This is a genomic window from Streptomyces globisporus (assembly GCF_003501885.1).
Lineage (GTDB): Bacteria > Actinomycetota > Actinomycetes > Streptomycetales > Streptomycetaceae > Streptomyces > Streptomyces globisporus_D.
Genome location: NZ_QWFA01000067.1, coordinates 1 through 16887 on the forward strand (window position 1 = coordinate 1; position 16887 = coordinate 16887).

18 protein-coding genes and 1 riboswitch are annotated in these 16887 nt (G+C 71.0%); of the genes, 14 read left to right on the forward strand and 4 right to left on the reverse strand.

What is annotated here, in order from left to right; all coding sequences use genetic code 11:
* Positions 1-43 precede the first annotated feature (43 nt).
* Positions 44-511, reverse strand: coding sequence for a thioredoxin-dependent thiol peroxidase (bcp, locus tag D3105_RS14755; RefSeq protein WP_006124862.1), 468 nt, complete (start codon positions 509-511; stop codon positions 44-46).
* 143 nt (positions 512-654) lie between these two features.
* On the opposite strand from bcp, the gene D3105_RS14760 reads away from it, so the two are divergent.
* The 3 genes from D3105_RS14760 (at position 655) to D3105_RS14770 (ending at position 1880) form a co-directional block, all read left to right on the forward strand.
* Positions 655-972 (forward strand): DUF3618 domain-containing protein, encoded by a 318-nt coding sequence (locus tag D3105_RS14760; RefSeq protein ID WP_118903670.1) that lies wholly within the window; start codon positions 655-657, stop codon positions 970-972.
* A 130-nt stretch (positions 973-1102) separates the two neighbouring features.
* A complete protein-coding gene (locus D3105_RS14765) occupies positions 1103-1405 on the forward strand; it encodes a GroES family chaperonin (RefSeq protein WP_042498713.1) in 303 nt (100 codons plus the stop codon).
* A gap of 56 nt (positions 1406-1461) precedes the next feature.
* Positions 1462-1521: riboswitch (guanidine-III (ykkC-III) riboswitch) on the forward strand.
* A 38-nt stretch (positions 1522-1559) separates the two neighbouring features.
* Entirely contained in the window at positions 1560-1880 is a 321-nt protein-coding gene (locus D3105_RS14770) for a DMT family transporter (RefSeq protein ID WP_006124859.1), read from the forward strand.
* 31 nt (positions 1881-1911) lie between these two features.
* Here D3105_RS14770 and D3105_RS14775 read toward each other — a convergent pair whose 3' ends face one another.
* On the reverse strand, positions 1912-4224 hold the full coding sequence (locus D3105_RS14775; protein WP_118903671.1) for a transglycosylase domain-containing protein: 2313 nt from the start codon (positions 4222-4224) through the stop codon (positions 1912-1914).
* A gap of 186 nt (positions 4225-4410) precedes the next feature.
* Here D3105_RS14775 and D3105_RS14780 point away from each other — a divergent pair, with 186 nt between their 5' ends.
* The 4 genes from D3105_RS14780 to D3105_RS14795 all read left to right on the forward strand — a co-directional run bounded on the left by D3105_RS14780 (position 4411) and on the right by D3105_RS14795 (position 7996).
* A complete protein-coding gene (locus tag D3105_RS14780) occupies positions 4411-5211 on the forward strand; it encodes an ABC transporter permease (protein WP_118903672.1) in 801 nt (266 codons plus the stop codon).
* On the forward strand, positions 5204-6085 hold the full coding sequence (locus tag D3105_RS14785; protein ID WP_118903673.1) for an ABC transporter permease: 882 nt from the start codon (positions 5204-5206) through the stop codon (positions 6083-6085). The genes D3105_RS14780 and D3105_RS14785 overlap by 8 nt, the downstream gene beginning before the upstream one ends.
* A gap of 95 nt (positions 6086-6180) precedes the next feature.
* Entirely contained in the window at positions 6181-7167 is a 987-nt protein-coding gene (locus D3105_RS14790; RefSeq protein WP_118903674.1) for an ABC transporter ATP-binding protein, read from the forward strand.
* A gap of 112 nt (positions 7168-7279) precedes the next feature.
* Complete coding sequence (locus D3105_RS14795; RefSeq protein WP_118903675.1) at positions 7280-7996, forward strand: DUF1707 SHOCT-like domain-containing protein; 717 nt, start codon at positions 7280-7282, stop codon at positions 7994-7996.
* A gap of 37 nt (positions 7997-8033) precedes the next feature.
* On the opposite strand, the gene D3105_RS14800 is transcribed toward D3105_RS14795, so the two are convergent.
* On the reverse strand, positions 8034-9281 hold the full coding sequence (locus tag D3105_RS14800) for an SGNH/GDSL hydrolase family protein (RefSeq protein ID WP_118903676.1): 1248 nt from the start codon (positions 9279-9281) through the stop codon (positions 8034-8036).
* A 142-nt stretch (positions 9282-9423) separates the two neighbouring features.
* Between D3105_RS14800 and D3105_RS14805 the strand changes: the two genes are divergently transcribed.
* Positions 9424-10869, forward strand: a complete 1446-nt coding sequence (locus D3105_RS14805; protein WP_240646906.1) for a DUF445 domain-containing protein — start codon at positions 9424-9426, stop codon at positions 10867-10869.
* A 191-nt stretch (positions 10870-11060) separates the two neighbouring features.
* Here the strand turns inward: D3105_RS14805 and D3105_RS14810 are convergent, their stop codons facing one another.
* Positions 11061-11369 carry a hypothetical protein gene (locus D3105_RS14810; RefSeq protein ID WP_118903689.1) on the reverse strand — a complete coding sequence of 103 codons (309 nt, stop codon included), beginning with the start codon at positions 11367-11369 and terminating at the stop codon, positions 11061-11063.
* 142 nt (positions 11370-11511) lie between these two features.
* Here D3105_RS14810 and D3105_RS14815 point away from each other — a divergent pair, with 142 nt between their 5' ends.
* From D3105_RS14815 to D3105_RS14840, 6 genes are all read left to right on the forward strand, one after another.
* A complete protein-coding gene (locus D3105_RS14815) occupies positions 11512-12366 on the forward strand; it encodes an alpha/beta fold hydrolase (RefSeq protein ID WP_118903690.1) in 855 nt (284 codons plus the stop codon).
* A gap of 30 nt (positions 12367-12396) precedes the next feature.
* A complete protein-coding gene (locus D3105_RS14820) occupies positions 12397-12981 on the forward strand; it encodes a hypothetical protein (RefSeq protein WP_165891016.1) in 585 nt (194 codons plus the stop codon).
* A 109-nt stretch (positions 12982-13090) separates the two neighbouring features.
* On the forward strand, positions 13091-13516 hold the full coding sequence (locus D3105_RS14825) for a hypothetical protein (protein ID WP_123947578.1): 426 nt from the start codon (positions 13091-13093) through the stop codon (positions 13514-13516).
* 391 nt (positions 13517-13907) lie between these two features.
* On the forward strand, positions 13908-14891 hold the full coding sequence (locus D3105_RS14830) for a TauD/TfdA family dioxygenase (RefSeq protein WP_240646907.1): 984 nt from the start codon (positions 13908-13910) through the stop codon (positions 14889-14891).
* A 59-nt stretch (positions 14892-14950) separates the two neighbouring features.
* Positions 14951-15718, forward strand: coding sequence for a sulfite exporter TauE/SafE family protein (locus D3105_RS14835; RefSeq protein ID WP_118903681.1), 768 nt, complete (start codon positions 14951-14953; stop codon positions 15716-15718).
* A 65-nt stretch (positions 15719-15783) separates the two neighbouring features.
* Positions 15784-16881, forward strand: a complete 1098-nt coding sequence (locus D3105_RS14840) for an alpha-hydroxy acid oxidase (protein ID WP_240646908.1) — start codon at positions 15784-15786, stop codon at positions 16879-16881.
* Positions 16882-16887 lie beyond the last annotated feature (6 nt).

Sequence of the window (16887 nt, forward strand, 5' to 3'; positions counted from 1 at the left end):
GGGCGTGATCGTGTGAGGGGCGGGGGCCGTTCCGGGGGGACCGTCAGATGCCCAGGTCCCTGATGATCTTCGCCACGTGGCCGGTCGCCTTCACGTTGTAGAACGCGTGCTCGACCTTGCCGTCCTCGTCGACGACGACGGTGGAGCGGATCACGCCCGTCACCACTTTGCCGTAGAGCTTCTTCTCGCCGAAGGCGCCGTACGCCGCCAAAGTTTCCTTGGCCGGGTCGCCCACCAGGGTGACCTTGAGGTTTTCCGTGTCGCGGAACTTGGCGAGCTTCTCCGGCTTGTCGGGGGAGACGCCGATGACGTCGTACCCGGCGTTCGCCAGGAGGTCGAGGTTGTCCGTGAAGTCGCAGGCCTGCTTGGTACATCCGGGGGTAAGAGCGGCCGGGTAGAAGTACACGATGACCTTGCGGCCCTTGTGGTCCGCGAGCGACACCTCGTTGCCGTCGGCGTCGGGAAGGGTGAAGGCGGGAGCGGTGTCGCCGGGCTTCAGTCGCTCGCTCATGTGGTTCTCCTCGGGTGGTGCGCTGGTCGGACGGGACCGAGGGTAATAGGGGTGCCGCCGGGTGTGCGGAGGTTCGAGCTGACAGACTGTCGACGAAGGTTTCAGACGAAGGTTCAACGGACGACGACCACGGAGGCGGCGCAGTGTCGGATGCCAGGACCCCTGCGCAGATCGAGGCGGACATCATCAGCAGGCGTGAGCGGCTCGCTGTGGTGCTCGACGAGATCGGGGTGCGCGTACACCCGAAGACGATCATCGGAGACGCCAAGGCGAAGGCGGCCCAGTCGGTGGACCGGACGGCCGGCCGTGCCTTCGTCGCGGTGAACCGCTCGGTGTCGGAGGTGAAGGCCCAGTTCGTCGCGGAGGACGGCTCGCCGCGGCTGGACCGGGTGATCCCCGCTGCGCTGCTGGTGGTCGGCGTGGTGGGGCTGCTCACCGTGTCGCAGCGCCGCCGCGCGTGATCCGGACCCGGAGACGTACGGTCCGGCCCCCGGCAGGTAGGTTGCGGGCGTGAGCGAGAACACCACCCCCGGTAGCACCACCTCCGGCACCATCCACGGCGCCCCGCACGACGACAAGCTGCCCATCCGGATGCTGCACGACCGCGTGCTCGTGCGGAACGACGCGTCCGAGGGCGAGCGGCGTTCCGGCGGCGGCATCCTGATCCCGGCGACGGCCGCGGTGGGCCGCCGGCTGGCCTGGGCCGTCGTCGTGGCGGTCGGGCAGAACGTGCGGACGGTGGAGCCCGGCGACCGCGTGCTGTACGACCCCGAGGACCGGGCCGAGGTCGAGGTGCGGGGCGTGGCGTACGTCCTGATGCGGGAGCGCGATCTGCACGCGGTGGCCGCCGACCGGTTCGAGGGGTCGGTGGATTCGACCGGGCTGTATCTGTAGGACCGCGCTGTTCAGGGCCTGGTGACCGGTGTCACCAGGCCCTTTCGCCGTTTTTTGCTACGGTGGAACCACCCCGACGAGACGCGCCGTACCGGGTTTGGCAAAGACGACGCACCCGTGAGTTGTCCGTGTGTTCGTCGTCGGAGGTTCTGTCATGGCGTGGGTTCTGCTGGTCGTCGCCGGCCTGCTCGAAGTGGGCTGGTCGATCGGGATGAAGTACACCGAGGGGTTCACCCGGCTGTGGCCGAGCGTGTTCACCGGCCTCGGGATCGTGGCGAGCATGGTGCTGCTGTCGCATGCGGCGAAGACGCTGCCGATCGGTACGGCGTACGGCGTGTGGGTCGGTATCGGCGCGGCCGGTGCGGCGATCCTGGGCATGGTCGTGCTGAACGAGCCGGTGACCGCCGCCCGGATCTTCTTCGTCTGTCTGCTGCTGGTGGCCGTGGTCGGCCTGAAGGCGACCTCGGGGCACTGAAGCCCCAGGGCCTGTCCGTTGCGGACAGGCCCTAGCCGTTCCCGTCCGGAACGGACACCGATCCCTCGTCCGCCCCGCCCGTCGTGTCGCCCCCAGTGTTCCCGCCGTTGTTCCCGCCGGTGTTCGTGCCGGGCGTGGGCGGGGCGCTGCCGTCGCCGGTCGTGTCCGGGGTCGAGTCGGGTGTGGCGTCGGGGTCCGCCGAGGAGGACGGGTCCGTGCCCCCGTCGGCGTTCTCGTCGATCAGGAGCTCGTCCCCCTCGTCCGAGCCCGGGGCCGGCCGCAGGTCGAACTCCTTGGCCGGGGACGAGCGCAGCGCCGCTTCCGTATAGGCGGCCCAGGTCTCGGCCGGGACGCCGCCGCCGTTGACGCGGGCCAGGCCGAGGGCTCCGTACAGCGGGGTCTGGGCGCCCGTGTCCGGGTTCTGGCCCATCACGGCGACGACGCTCGCGAGGTCCGGGGTGTACCCGGCGAACCAGGCGGCCCGGTCCTCCTCCGCGGTGCCGGTCTTGCCGACGGCGGGGCGGCCCACCGCCTGGGCCGCGGTGCCGGTGCCGCCCTCCACGACGCTGCGCAGGACGGCGGTGGTGGTGTCGGCGGCCTCCCGGCTGACGGCCTGTTCGGTGGTGCGTTCGGGGAGTTCGATCTCGGCGCCGTCCTTGGTGACCTTCTCGACGAGGACGTATCTGCCGTGCCGGCCGTGATCGGCGAGGGTGGCGTACGCCTCGGCCATGTCCAGGACGCTGGCGTTGGCCGTGCCGAGCGCGATGGAGGGGGCGGCGGTGAGGTCGGGGGTGTCGGCGGGGATGCCGAGGGCGATCGCGGTGTTCCGGACCTTCTCGGGGCCGACGTCCTGCGCCATCTGGGCGTAGACGGAGTTGACGGACTTGTCGGTGGCGATGCGTACGGTGATGTCGCCGTAGTCGACGTCGTCCTCGTTGGCGGGGGCGTAGTCGGTGGACCCCTGCACGCCGACGACGGTGCGTTTGTTGGTGCCGTCGTAGACGGTGTTGGGCGTGATGCGCCGGCCGTCCTGGGTGGTGGAGTCGTTGACGACGGCGGAGGCGAGGACGAACGGTTTGAAGATGGAGCCGACCTGGTAGTCCCGGCGGGTCGCGTTGCTGACGTACTGCTTGGTGTAGTCGATGCCGCCGTACAGGGCGACGACCTTTCCGGTCTCCGGGACGATCGAGGCGCCGCCGACGCGGACGTTGCGGTCGGCGGCGCGGTCGGCGCTGGTCTTGGCCGTCACGTTGTCGGCGACGGCTTTGACGAAGGCGTCCTGCTTGGCCTTGTCGAGGGTGGTGGTGATGCGGTAGCCGCCGGTGGCGAGGGTCTTCGCGTCGAGGATGCCGCGTCGGTTCAGGTAGTCCTCGACGGCTTGCACGATGTAGCCGCGCTGCCCGGAGAGCCCGTTGGACGGTTTGGCCTCGCCGGGGGTGGGGAAGCGCGTCGTCGCCCGTTCGGCGGCGGTGAGCCAGCGTTCCTTGACCATGCCGTTCAGGACGTAGTTCCAGCGGCGCTGGGCCGCGGGCTTGTTGCCGGGGTGGGCGATGACGTCGTAGGCGCTGGGGGCGTTCAGCAGGGAGGCGAGGTACGCGCCTTCGGCGGTGGTGAGCTCCTCGACGTTCTTGCCGTAGTACGCCTGCGCGGCGGCCTGGATGCCGTACGCGTTGCGTCCGAAGTAGCTGGTGTTGAGGTAGCCCTCGAAGATCTGGTCCTTGGTCTCCTCGCGGTTGAGCTTGACCGCGATGATGGCTTCCTTGGCCTTGCGCAGGACGGTGCGTTCCTGGCCCAGGTAGTAGTTCTTCACGTACTGCTGGGTGATGGTCGAGCCGCCCTGCTTGCCCTTGCCGGTGACGGTGTTCCAGCCGGCCCGGACCATCGCCTTCACGTCCACGGCGCGGTCGTCGGAGTAGAAGTCCCGGTCCTCGGCGGCCAGGACCGCGTGCTGGACGGTCGGGGGGACCTGGGAGAGCTTGACCTTCTCCCGGTTCACGTCGCCGTCCCGGGCGATGACGCTGCCGTCGCTGTAGAGGTAGACGTTGGACTGGGCGGTGGCCGCCGCGTTGGCGGCCGGGATGTCGACGAGCCGGTAGGCGGCGAAGATCCCGGCGCCGAGGAGGACGACGAGGCCGAGGAGGGCGCCGAGGGTCATCCGCCAGGTGGGGATGGCGCGGCGCCAGCCGGTGCGCCGGGGCCGTGCCTTCTTCCCGGGCTTTCCCGGCTTCTGCCCGGGCCGCTCCCCGGACTGTTCCCCGGAGGCCGTCGGTGGATGGTTTCCGGTGGAGGAGGCCCCCGCGCCCGAGGAGTCGCGGGGGGCCCAGCTCTGTGGCTCGTCGCTCATGTCGGTGGGGGCTCCTGAGACGTGGTCAGTTCTCCCATAGTGCCCGGTTCGTCATGAAATCTGCGTTTCTTGCTGTCTCGTTCCCCCCTCCGGTCGCGGAAAAGAAGTCGCCGCGGCCCTCGCGCCTGGACTAGGGTCGTGCGCTTTGGTGCCGGGAGCCGTTGGCGGCGGGGGAGAGGGGACGGCGTGCGGCTGTACGCAGTGGTGGCGGCGGGCGGGTTCCGGCGCTACGCCACCTACCGGACGGCGACGGCGGCGGGGGTGTTCACCAACACCGTCTTCGGCTTCATCATGGCGTACACCTACATCGCCCTGTGGGACGTACGTCCGCAGCTCGGCGGCTACGACACCTCCCAGGCGCTGACGTACGTCTGGCTCGGCCAGGCCCTGTTGATGAGCAGCGCCCTGATGGGCGGCGGGTTCGAGAGCGAGCTGGTCGAGCGGATCCGTACGGGTGACATCGCCGTCGACCTGTACCGGCCCGCCGACCTCCAGCTGTGGTGGCTGGCGGCGGATCTGGGCCGGGCGGCGTTCCACCTGCTGGGGCGCGGGGTGGCGCCGATGTTCCTGGGGGCGCTCGCTTTCGACCTGGCGTTCCCCGGGTCGCTCTGGACCTGGCCGGCGTTCCTGCTGTCGGTGTTCCTGGGCGTGGTGGTCAGCTTCGCGATCCGCTATCTGGTCGCGATGTCGGCGTTCTGGCTGCTCGACGGCGCGGGGGCGATGCAGATGGCGATGCTGGCGGGGCTGTTCTTCTCCGGGATGCTGCTGCCGCTGAACCTGTTCCCCGGGCTGCTGGGCGAGGTGGCGCGGACGCTGCCGTGGTCCTCGCTCCTCCAGGTGCCGGCCGATGTGTTCCTCGGCAAGCACACCGGGTGGGGGCTGGTGGGGGCGTACGTGTTCCAGGCCGGTTGGGCGGTCGTGCTGCTCGGGGCGGGCCGGCTGCTCCAGACCGCGGCGACCAGGAGAGTGGTGGTGCAGGGTGGCTGACACGGTGGAGGCACGGGCCGCCGACGAAGAGCCGGAGACGGCCGGCTTCGCCTTCGAGGACCGGCCCCGGCCGCTGGAAGGCATCCGGGCGTACGGGCTGATCATGGCGATGTGGGTGCGCTCGACGATGGCGTACCGGGCCTCGTTCGCCATGACCCTGTTCGGGAACCTTGCGGTGACGGCCTTCGACTTCGTGACGATCCTGCTGATGTTCACGCATGTCGACGCGCTCGGCGGCTACTCGCTTCCGGAGATCGCGCTGCTGTACGGCCTGTCGGCGACGGCGTTCGGGGTGTGCGACCTGCTGCTGGGATCGATGGACCGGGTCGGCGGGCGCGTGCGGGACGGAACGTTCGACACCCTGCTGGTGCGCCCCGTGCCGGTGCTGGCACAGGTGGCGGCGGACCGGTTCGCGCTGCGCCGGCTGGGCCGGATCACGCAGGGCCTGCTGGTGCTCGGCTACGCGATCGTCACCCTCGACATCGCCTGGACGCCGCTGAAGATGCTGATGCTGCCGATGACGGTGCTCAGCGGGGCGGCGATCTTCGGGGCGGTCTTCATCGCGGGAGCGGCGTTCCAGTTCGTCGCGCAGGACGCGTCGGAGGTGCAGAACTCCTTCACGTACGGCGGGACGACGCTGCTCCAGTACCCGCCCACGGTCTTCGCGAAGGATCTGGTGCGCGGCGTGACGTTCGTGGTGCCGCTGGCCTTCGCGAGCTGGCTGCCCGCGCTGTACGTGCTGGGGCGGGAGTACCCGGTGGATCTGCCGCAGTGGGTGGCCTTCCTGCCGCCGCTGGTCGCGGCGGGCTGCTGCGGTCTCGCGGGCCTGGCGTGGCGGGCGGGCCTGCGGTCCTACCGGAGCACGGGCAGTTGAGGAACCACAGGGGCCACAGGGGCCACAGGGAGCACGGGAACCACAGGGACCAGGTGCCGACCAGGTCGGACAGGACTACGCGGGAGAGCACGGACATGGCGGACGACGGGTTCATCAGCCTCGACGGCGTCGAGAAGGTCTTCGAGGTCCGCCGCCGGGCGGGCCTGCTGCGCCGGGAGCGCCACGAGGTGCGGGCCGTGGACGGGATCAGCTTCCGGGTCGCGCGCGGCGAGATGGTGGGCTACATCGGCCCGAACGGTGCCGGGAAGTCGACCACGATCAAGATGCTGACGGGCATCCTCACCCCGAGCGGCGGCCGGCTGCGCGTCGCGGGCATCGACCCCTCCCGGGAACGTACGCGCCTGGCGCACCGCATCGGTGTCGTCTTCGGCCAGCGGACGACCCTCTGGTGGGACCTGCCGCTGCGCGACTCGTACCGGCTGATGCACCGCATGTACCGCATCCCCGACAGCCGTTACCGGGAGAACCTGGAGCGCTGCGTCGAACTCCTCGACCTGGGCAAGCTGTTGGAAGTCCCCGTACGGCAGCTCTCGCTGGGGCAGCGGATGCGCGGCGACATCGCGGCGGCGCTGCTGCACGATCCGGAGGTGCTGTACCTGGACGAGCCGACGATCGGGCTCGACGTGATCTCCAAGGCCAAGGTGCGGCAGTTCCTCAAGGAGTTGAACGCCGAGCGCGGGACGACGGTCCTGCTGACGACGCACGACCTCACCGACATCGAGCAGCTGTGCAGCCGGGTGATGGTGATCGACCACGGCCGTCTGATGTACGACGGTTCGCTGACGGGCCTCCACGAGGTGGGCGAGAGCGAACGCATGCTCGTGGTGGACCTGGAGAGCGAACTCCCCCCGATCCGGCTGGAGTCGGCGGACGGGGGTGAGCAGCCCGCCCTGCGCGCCGTCAAGGTGGAGGGCCCGCGCCAGTGGCTGGCGTTCCCCGCCGCGGCGTCGGCGGCCCCGCTGGTGGCGCGGATCGCGGCGGACTACCCGCTGGTCGACCTGTCGGTACGGGAGCCGGACATCGAGGCCGTGATCGCGAGGATGTACGAGTCGGCGCCGTGAGGTCCCTCGGGGGTTGTGCCCGGGCGGCGCGCGCAGGTCGCGGGCCTGCGGGTCTGTGCCGGGAACGGGTGCGTTCAATAGGCTGCGCGGTATGACAAGTGAACGTCCGGACATGCGGGCCTCCGATGCCGAGCGCGAGCGGATCGCGGAACTGCTGCGCGAGGCCGTGGCCGAGGGCCGGCTGGATATGGACGAGTTCGACCAGCGCCTCGAGAAGGCCTACAAGGCCCGTACGCACGGGGAGTTGGAGCCGCTGGTCCAGGACCTTCCGGCGCCGGGCTCGGCGGTCGCTCCGGTCGGTTCGTCCACGCCCGCCCCGCTGGGGGGTTCCGCCGCGAACTGGCCCGCGCGGGTCGGCGGCCCCGCGACCTCCACGGGCGGGTTCGCCCTCTGGGGCGGCTTCAACCGGAAGGGCCGCTGGACGGTGGCCCGGAAGTTCACCGCGTTCGCGATGTGGGGCGGCGGCGAGATCGATCTGCGCGAGGCGCACTTCGAGGACCGCGAGACCGTGATCCGCTGCTTCACGATCATGGGCGGCATCCATGTGACCGCGCCCCCGGAGCTGAACGTCGAGGTCCGGGGCATCGGCATCATGGGCGGCTTCGGCGAGGGCTCCAACGAGGACGGCGAGATCGCCCCCGACTCCCCGCGGGTGCGGATCACCGGCTTCGCCCTGATGGGCGGCGTCGGCGTGGACCGCAAGCGGACGAAGGCGGAGCGCCGCCGCTTGAAGGAGGCGCGGGAGGCGGAGCTGGAGGAGCGCCGCCGACGCGAGCTGGAGGGCCCGGACGACGGCGACGGCTCCGGCGGCGGCCGCAAGAAGCTCTGAGAGACCTTCGGCTCGCCTCAGCGGGTCACAGCACGGGTCACAGCGCGTCGGACCGGGGCGCGCGGTCCCGGTCCAGGGACTTCAGGTCCACCCGGTCGCCGAGCGCGCGGTACCCGTCGTCGTTGAGGTGCAGGTGGTCGCCGGAGTCGTACGAGGGGAGGAGCCGGTTCGGCGCGGCGGGGTCGCGTACCGCCGCGTCGAAGTCGACGTACGCGTCGAAGACCGTGCCGGACCGGATCTGCTCGTTGACCGCCTGGCGTACGGCGTTGCGCTGGGGCGTCCAGGTGGCGAAGCCCTCGAACGGGGTCAGCGTCGCGCCGACGACCCGGAGCCCGCGGGCGTGCGCCCGGTCGGTCAGGCCGCGCAGGCTGTCCACGATGCGCTGGGGGTCGGCCTCCTGCGGGTTCTGCTGTACGTCGTTGATGCCGAGCGCGATGACGACGGTCCGGGCCCCGGCGACCCCCAGGACGTCCCGGTCGAGCCGGTCGGTGCCCGACTGGCCGCCGGTGCCGCGGCCGATGCCCACGACCCGGTTGCCCGCGATGCCCGCGTTGGCGACCCCGTACCGGCCGCCCAGCCGGTCGGCGAGGACGTCGGGCCAGCGGGCGTTGGCGTCGGTGCTGGAGCCGCTGCCCGCGGTCAGGGAGTCCCCGAAGGCGACGACCGCGCCGAGCGCCTGCTCGCTGCGGACGTCCACGGCGGTCAGATAGCGCCAGTTGCTGGTGGAGAAGGTGCCGCGTTCGTCGATCAGGAACGAGGTCTGGTGGGTGTAGCCGTGATAGGTGACCGGCCCGCCGCCCCGCGGGGTGCGGAAGCTGACCTGGAGGTCGGAGTCGGGGGCCACCGGCACGACGACCGGGTCGCTGACGACCCGTCCGCCCGCGGCGACGGTGACGGTCCCGGCGCCCTTGAAGGTGACCGGCCGGGTGTTGACGGTGGCCTGGTCGACGACCAGGGGGGTCGTGCCGAAGAGGTTGGACAGCGTGATCCGGGCGACGTCCCCGCCGATGCTGGTGTGCACGACGTTACGGACGGTGCGCCCGGGGAACCCGCCCTCGGTGCCCTTCTCGGCGCCGACGGGCGCGGCGGTCCAGGTGGCGACCCACGAGGGGCCCGAGGTGGCGGGGGCGACCGGGTTACGGGCCGCCGCCTGGGTCTCGGCGGGCGGCAGCGGCGCCGACGTGGGGCCGGAGAGCAGCGTCGTTGCGAAGGCGACGGCGGCGGCGAGCGCGGCGGTGCCCGCCACTAGGGCGATGAGCAGGGCATACCCCTGGCGCCTTGGCATGTGCGGTGGTTCTCCTTGTGATGATCGTGCTGGTCCCATGATGCGACAGGCCGTCGGGAACTCCACATGCGGCCCGGGAGTAGGGGAGGTAGGGACAATGCGTACGTCACGGGGGCGAGACGTACGCGGACGGGTGGAGCGGATGGAACGGACCGGATCCGGCGAGCAGGGGCAGGACGGGGACGCGGTGCAGAAGGACGCGGCGCAGGGACCGGCGGGACCGGAACCGGGGCGGCCGGAGCCGTCGAAGGGCGCGGCGTCGGTGCGATCGGCACTGCCGCCGGGGCGGGCACGGGAGCCGGGGGCGGGCGCGGGCCCGCTGGCCTCGTTCGCGTACACCGCCGCCGACGAGGAGAAGCAGCGCGGCGTACGGCGCATGAAGCTCACGGCGACCGGCCTCCTTCTGCTCGTCGCGATCGTCTACGTCCTGGCCACCTGGGCGAAGAACTCAGGCGTGGGGGGCTGGCCGGGCTACGTCGCAGCGGCTGCCGAGGCGGGAATGGTGGGCGCGCTGGCGGACTGGTTCGCGGTGACGGCGCTCTTCCGCCGCCCGCTGGGTCTGCCCATTCCGCACACGGCCATCATCCCCACCAAGAAGGATCAGCTAGGACAGTCCCTCGGTTCCTTCGTTGGCGAGAACTTTCTCTCCGGAGACGTCATTCGTGACCGAATTCACGCTCTGGGGGTCGGTCGGCGGCTCGGTGTGTGGCTCGCGGAGCCGGCCCACGCCGACCGGGTCACCGCCGAGCTGGCGACGGCGCTGCGCGGCGCGCTGACGGTCCTTCGGGATTCCGACGTCCAGGCGGTGGTCGGCGAGGCGATCACCCGGCGGGCGGACGCGGTCGAGGTCGGCCCGGGCCTCGGCCAGATGCTGGAGAAGGTCGTCACGGACGGCGGCCACCGCAAGGTCGTCGACCTCATCTGCGTACGGGCGCACGACTGGCTGGTGGAGCACGGCGATTCGGTGATGAACGCGGTGCAGGGCGGGGCCCCCGGCTGGACGCCGAGGTTCGTGGACAAACGAGTGGGGGAGCGGGTCTACAAGGAGCTGCTGCGGTTCGTCACGGAGATGCGGGACATGCCGGAGCACCCGGCGCGCGGCTCGATCGACACGTTCCTGACCGACTTCGCGGCCGACCTCCAGACCGACGCCGACACCCGGGCCCGGGTGGAGCGCCTGAAGTCGGAGATCCTGGGCCGGAGCGAGGTCCAGGACGTGATCGCCTCGGCCTGGTCCTCCGTCCGCACGATGATCCTCTCGGCGGCGGAGGACGAGCGCAGCGAACTGCGGCTGCGGGCGCGTGCCTCACTGATGTCGCTGGGAGCGAGGCTGGCGAGCGACGAACGGCTCCAGGGCAAGCTGGACGGCTGGTTGGAGGACGCGGCGGTGTACGTGGTGACGACGTACCGCGCGGAGATCACATCGCTGATCAGCGAGACGGTCGCGGGCTGGGACGCGGACCAGACCTCGAAGAAGATCGAGGCGCACATCGGCCGCGACCTCCAGTTCATCCGGATCAACGGCACGGTGGTGGGCGCGCTGGCGGGCCTGGCGATCTACACGGTGTCGCACGCGCTGGGGGGTTGAGCGGCGAGGCGTTCGGGGCCCGCCGCTCCGGATGCGTACCCGTACGGTCCTGTCGTGTCCGGTACGGGTACGCACCCGGCCTACGCGGGGGAGTTGCCGGGGAGTACGGGCGCGGGGCGGCGGGCGTTCAGGTGGGCGCGGGATTCTTTTCGGGTGCCCCTAAGGGCTGTCCGCCGGGGCCGCGATGGTGCTCAGCTCTGGGCGGCCCGCCGGGTGACGGCCCAGGAGGCGGCGGCCATGCCGCCCGCGACGGCGAACACGGCGGGCCAGGCGCCGACCTTCTTGGCGAGCGGGTGCGATCCGGCGAAGGCGGCGGCATAGGCGACGCTCAGCCCGGCGGCGGCACGCGGCCCCGCCTGGCGGTTCCACTCGTACGCGGCCAGCGACCCGGCGGCCACGAGCGCGACACCGCCGAGCGGCCGCTTCCGGGTCCACCGGGCGACGCCGTACCCCCCGACGAGCCCGCCCGCCGCCACCGCCGCTGCCGGAACCTTCGCCATCGCCGCCACCATCGCTTTCCTGTGAGCTGTCTTGTGAACCGTCGGTATTTCTGTGGTTCGGTACGGGGCCCGAGGCTAGCGTTCGGGACGAGACGGCCGGAGGGCGGTACGGGGGAGGCGGGAGTTCCGGATGGAGGCGGCCATGGGGACGACCACGGTGACGGTGACAGTGCCGGCAGGGGAGTACGCAGGAGCGGCAGGGGCCGATCCCGTACGCCTCTTCTGCACCGACCACGGGGGCGAGGGCCCGCCGCTGCTCCTGCTGCACGGGCTGGCCGGGCACTGCGGCGAGTGGGAGGCGCTGGCGGCCCGGTTCGTGGCCACGCACCGGGTGATCGCCTTCGACGCGCGCGGCAGCGGGGCGAGCACGCGGCGCCCCGGGGACGTGACGCGGGCGGCGCACGTGCGGGACGTACTGGCCGTGGCGCGCCGCTTCGGCCTGGCCGGAAAGGACACGGTGCTGGTCGGCCAGTCGATGGGCGGGCTCACCGCGTTGCTGACGGCGGCGGCCCACCCGGAGGTGTGCCGCGCGCTGGTCCTGATCGAGGCGGGTCCGGCGGGCCCGGCCCCGGAGCTGCCGGAGCAGATCGGGCGCTGGCTGGACGCCTGGCCGGTGCCGTTCCCGGACGTGGAGGCGGCCGAGGCGTTCTTCGGCGGCGGCCCGGCGGGCCGGGCCTGGGCGGCGGGCCTCGCACCGGGCCCCGGCGGACTGCACCCCCGGGTCGACCGGGACGTCATGGTGGCCACGGTCCAGGAGAACGCGCACCGCGACCACTGGGACGCCTGGGACCGGGTGCGCTGCCCGGTGCTGGTGCTGCGGGGCGAGAACGGCACAATGAAGCCGGACGAGGCGGACCGGATGCTGGACCGGCACCCCGCGACACGGATCGCCGTGATCCCGGGGGCGGGCCACGACGCCCATCTGGACAACACGCAGGCGGTGTACGGGGAGATGGCGGCCTACCTCGCCGCGATCTCGGGCCGAGACCCGGGGTAAGGTCTGGACCCTTCACACGAGGGGGGCCTCATGCTGTTCCGTAACGCTGCCCGTACCGACGGTCGCCGTCCGGCGCGAACGGGGTTGCGCGCGGGCGCACTTGCCGTGGTCGTGGCTGCCGCGCTGGTGTCCTGCACACAGGCGTCGAGCGGCGGCGGCCCCGACGCGGACGTCCGGAACGCGGCCGATCCGGCGGCCGCGGACGCCGCCCGGGGAGCCGGGAACGCCGACTCCGCCGAGAACACGGACCAGGCCGAGCGGGAGGCGGGCGAGGCGGAGCCGACCGCTGTCCCCTCACCCGGCCCCGAACTGGTCCGCGACGCCTTCGCGACGCTCCAGGCGACGCTGAACGAGACCTGCACTCCGGGCGCGGGCGACTGCGCCTACTTCCTCGGCCGGGTGACCCGGGAACTCACCGAGCTGGACGAGTCCATGCGGGCCGACGCCAAGGGCTCCGGCCACTTCAAGAAGCCGCTCGCCGACATGAAGGCCCTGTTCGACAAGTTGGGCGACGACCGGTCCGAGGCACATTTGGAGAAGCACTTCTCCGAGATCGTCGGCACCCGCGACGGCATCAACGCCTGGATGCAGGACCACCCCGACGACTACCGCTGACGAAGGGTGGACCTGGCGGGGTACGGCTCGTACCCGTGCTCCTGTTGGGTTTTCCCCTCACAGCCTGGAAAACCCCGCCGCCGGCAGCCCACCGGCGCACGGCCACTCGGTGGCGGGACCGCTGCTCCGGCCGGCCGGCGAACCGTGGCCGGTGTGCACCGTCGCGCACCCGAAGGGCACCGGCCACCTCCTCTCCGACGTGCGGTTGCGCCGCCGGATCCAGGACGGCGCACGGGGACGGGACTTCACCGAGGATCAACAGCGCCGGCTGGACGCCATGAAGGCGGCCGACCACGTCCGGACCTTCGCGACGACGACGCCCTGCCGACGCCGGCCGTCGCGCAGTTGTCCACGCGGGACGTCCCGGATCTGGTGGGGCCGGAGGGCCAGGATCTGCTCCAGGTCTTACATGGGCGACCTGTCGATCGCCCCCGGCTGGAAGGTCGGAGGCTTCGCATCCTGGCATCTGACGGACCCCGCTCCGGTCGACTGCCAGGTGGGCGGGACAGCGATGCGGCGGCACAGCGACATGTGACCCCCTTCACACGATTCACCATCCGTGCCTCCCGCGATCCGGATGGCGCGAAACCGGCTCCGCGTGCCTCCTGTGGGCGCCGGGAAAGGGGGGCCGAAAGCGCCTGGCCGGGCGATTTGGGCTGTTCATCTCCCCGTCATCCTGCGCCGTAGAGGCAGCTCAACCCGGTGAACGGGAAGTGGCAACCGGGCCTGTACTCCTTACCGCGTGGGTCACTTCGGGCTACTTCAGGCAGGATAAAGCCATTCGCGCGTTATCTTGCAAATGCCTGACCCATTAACCTGGGATGTCACTGTCCGAAAGCGATTGTTGACGGAGAGAATCGGGGCGGGATACGTTTTTCACCGTCATGATCAACCCTGCATTCGGGAATCGGTGAGAGATTATGAGAATGCTTGCCCAGACTCTGAATCAGTACCGATTAAGCGAGTCCGAGGCGGAGAAGGTGAGCGAGCTGTCCGCGCTCGCCGCGCGCTTGTCGGACTCCATACCCATCGTTGTCTCGGGGCTCCTCATGGATCTCCCGGACGGGATGCGCAAAATGGTCCTCGATTTCGGTTCGGACGCGGAATCCAGTGGATACTGCATACTGCGTGGAGTTTCGGTGGGCGAATTACCGAAGACTCCGCAGGCCCACGAAGCCCATATCCTCGACGGCCACCCCACCAATGGGACCCTCATGCTCGTCGCGGACCTCCTCGGCTCGCTGACCGGCTATCAGGACGAGAAATCCGGCGCGCTCTTCCACGACGTGCATCCCGTACGCGGCGAGGAGGACCGGATCGAGAACAGCGGATCGGTCGCCTTCGACTTCCACACCGAGAACGTGCACCATCCGCTCCGCCCCGACTACCTGGGTCTGCTCTGCCTGCGCCAGGACCACGACCAGATCGCCGCGACCCGCGTCTCCTCCGTGCGCGACGCGCTGCCGCTGCTGACGGACGACGAGGTGGCGGAGCTGCGGAAGCCGCAGTTCCACAGCCTGTATCCGACCTCCTTCACCCGGAACACCACGGGCCCCCGCCCCTCGGCCGGCCCGCATCCGGTGATCTTCGGCCCGGCGGACCGCCCGTTCATGCGCTTCAACTCGCACAACACGCAGGGCGACCACCCGCCGGCACGGGCCGCACTGCGCTCCCTGGCCACGGCCCTGGAGCGGGTCTGCCGCGACCTGGTGCTCGCGCCGGGCGACCTCGTCGTCCTCGACAACCACGTCGTCGTCCACGGCCGCACCGCGTTCACCCCCCGCTACGACGGCCAGGATCGCTGGCTGCGCCGCTTCTACTCCCTGCGATCCGCCCCGCTGTGGGCCCAGCGCATGATGCGGCACCCGCGCGTGCTGCCGGCGATGACGGAGATCCGCGGGGTCGTCTGAACCGGCGGCGGCAGCACCAGGCCCCGGGAGCCGGGGCCACGTCACGTGAATGAGGAAGAGTGGAACTGTACGAAGTGCTCGGCCTGCTCGCGGCCGCGACGGCGGCCGGCTGGGTGGACGCGGTCGTCGGTGGTGGCGGGGTGCTGCTCATCCCGGTGCTCCTGTTGGCCTTCCCCCAGTATTCGCCGGCGGTGGCGCTGGGCACGAACAAGATCGCGGCAGTCATGGGCACCGCGACCGCCGCGTACATGTACCAACGGCGCACCGAGCTGGACCGCTCGGTCCTCCTGCCGGCCGCTGGACTCGCGGTCCCCTTCGGTGCGTTGGGCGCGCTGTCCGCGTCGAGCGTCCCCACGACCTACTTCAGGCCCGTCATCATGGGCCTGCTCATCACCGTGGCGCTCTTCGTGGCCTTCAGACCCAGCTTCGGGGTCCAGCAGCGGACCATCCTCGTCACCGCACGCCGCCGCAATACGGCGATCCTCATCGCGGGTGTAGGCATCGGTTTCTACGACGGGGTCTTCGGCCCCGGTGTCGGCACCTTCCTCATCATTTCCTTCACCACGCTCCTGGCGACACAGTTCCTGGAAAGCGCGGCCATGGCGAAGGTGATCAACGCCTCCTCCAACCTGGGCGCCCTCGCGGTCTTCGCCTGGCAGGGAAACGTCCTGTGGGCTCTGGGTCTCGGCATGGCCGTGGGGAACATCGCGGGCGCGATGATCGGGTCGCGCACCGCCATGAAAAGGGGATCCGGATTCGTCCGCATCGTCCTCGTGCTCGTGGTCACCGGAATGGTGGCCAAGATGGCATTCGACCAGTTCGCCTGACGGCACGGTTCGTTTGACGGGCCGACAGGCTCCCAAGGAATTCATCCGACGACGGAAGAGGTTCCATGGCAAGGGAATTATCCGGGCTGTTGACGCTGACCGATTACGAGCAGGCAGCGGAGTCCCTGCTCGACGCCGCCTGCTGGGCGTATGTGGCGGGCGGCGCCGACACGCAGCTCACGGTCCGTGCCAACACGGAAGCCTTCGACCAGGTCTGGTTGCGCCCCCGGGCCCTCGGCGGCACGGGCGTGAAACCCGACACGTCCGTGACCGTGCTCGGGCAGCGGCTCGCCCTGCCCGTCCTCCTCGCCCCGACCAGCCCTCAGCGCCTCCTCCACGAGGACGCCGAGATCGCGACCGCCCGCGCGGCCGAGTCCGCGGGCACCGTGTCGATCGTCAGCACGGACAGCCACTACGCCCTCTCCGACGTGACCGGTGCGGTCGGCAGCGACAGCTGGTTCCAGCTCTACGCCTACCGCTCCCGCGACGACGTCGACGCGACGATCGCCCTGGCGGAGGACGCCGGCGCGACCGCGCTCGTGGTCACGGTCGACGCCAGCTACGCGGCCCGCCGTATCGGCACCCGCCGGGCGGGCTTCCGCACCCCGGGGCACGTCGACTTCGGCAACCTGCGCTCGCTGGGCGTGCTCACCGGCGACATCCCGGACGGTGCCCGCATCGAACGCCTGCCGCTGACCTGGGACGATCTGGAATGGATACGGTCCCGTACCCGGCTGCCGATCGTGGTCAAGGGCGTCCTGCGCGCCGAGGACGCCGAACACTGCGTGGCCCTGGGCGCGGACGGCGTCATCGTCTCCAACCACGGCGGCCGCCAGCTCGACGGCGCGGTGCCCAGCCTGGTCGCCCTGGAGCAGGTGGCGGCCGCGGTCGCCGGCCGCGCCCTGGTCCTCATGGACGGCGGCATCCGCTCCGGCGTCCACGTCGTCAAGGCCATCGCGTACGGCGCGGACGCGGTGTGCGTCGGCCGCCCCTACCTCTGGGGCCTCGGCCTGGCCGGACAGCAGGGTGTCGAGGCGGTCCTCGACCTCCTCCGGAGCGAGATCGAGGACACGCTGCTCCAGCTCGGCGCGGACTCCGTCGCCGACATCGATCCCGATTTCGTCGTCAGCGCCCACCGGGCCACGCGCCTGGGCGCCTCCTGAGTCACC

Excerpts from the sequence above, each read along its gene's own strand:
- D3105_RS14815 (WP_118903690.1), top strand. The coding sequence starts at position 11,512 with ATGGGGACGACCACGGTGACGGTGACAGTGCCGGCAGGGGAGTACGCA.
- D3105_RS14770 (WP_006124859.1), top strand. The coding sequence starts at position 1,560 with ATGGCGTGGGTTCTGCTGGTCGTCGCCGGCCTGCTCGAAGTGGGCTGG.
- D3105_RS14805 (WP_240646906.1), top strand. The coding sequence starts at position 9,424 with ATGGAACGGACCGGATCCGGCGAGCAGGGGCAGGACGGGGACGCGGTG.
- D3105_RS14840 (WP_240646908.1), top strand. The coding sequence starts at position 15,784 with ATGGCAAGGGAATTATCCGGGCTGTTGACGCTGACCGATTACGAGCAG.
- D3105_RS14775 (WP_118903671.1), bottom strand. The coding sequence starts at position 4,224 with ATGAGCGACGAGCCACAGAGCTGGGCCCCCCGCGACTCCTCGGGCGCG.
- D3105_RS14765 (WP_042498713.1), top strand. The coding sequence starts at position 1,103 with ATGCTGCACGACCGCGTGCTCGTGCGGAACGACGCGTCCGAGGGCGAG.
- D3105_RS14795 (WP_118903675.1), top strand. The coding sequence starts at position 7,280 with ATGCGGGCCTCCGATGCCGAGCGCGAGCGGATCGCGGAACTGCTGCGC.
- D3105_RS14790 (WP_118903674.1), top strand. The coding sequence starts at position 6,181 with ATGGCGGACGACGGGTTCATCAGCCTCGACGGCGTCGAGAAGGTCTTC.
- bcp (WP_006124862.1), bottom strand. The coding sequence starts at position 511 with ATGAGCGAGCGACTGAAGCCCGGCGACACCGCTCCCGCCTTCACCCTT.
- D3105_RS14810 (WP_118903689.1), bottom strand. The coding sequence starts at position 11,369 with ATGGCGAAGGTTCCGGCAGCGGCGGTGGCGGCGGGCGGGCTCGTCGGG.
- D3105_RS14800 (WP_118903676.1), bottom strand. The coding sequence starts at position 9,281 with ATGCCAAGGCGCCAGGGGTATGCCCTGCTCATCGCCCTAGTGGCGGGC.
- D3105_RS14820 (WP_165891016.1), top strand. The coding sequence starts at position 12,397 with ATGCTGTTCCGTAACGCTGCCCGTACCGACGGTCGCCGTCCGGCGCGA.
- D3105_RS14830 (WP_240646907.1), top strand. The coding sequence starts at position 13,908 with ATGCTTGCCCAGACTCTGAATCAGTACCGATTAAGCGAGTCCGAGGCG.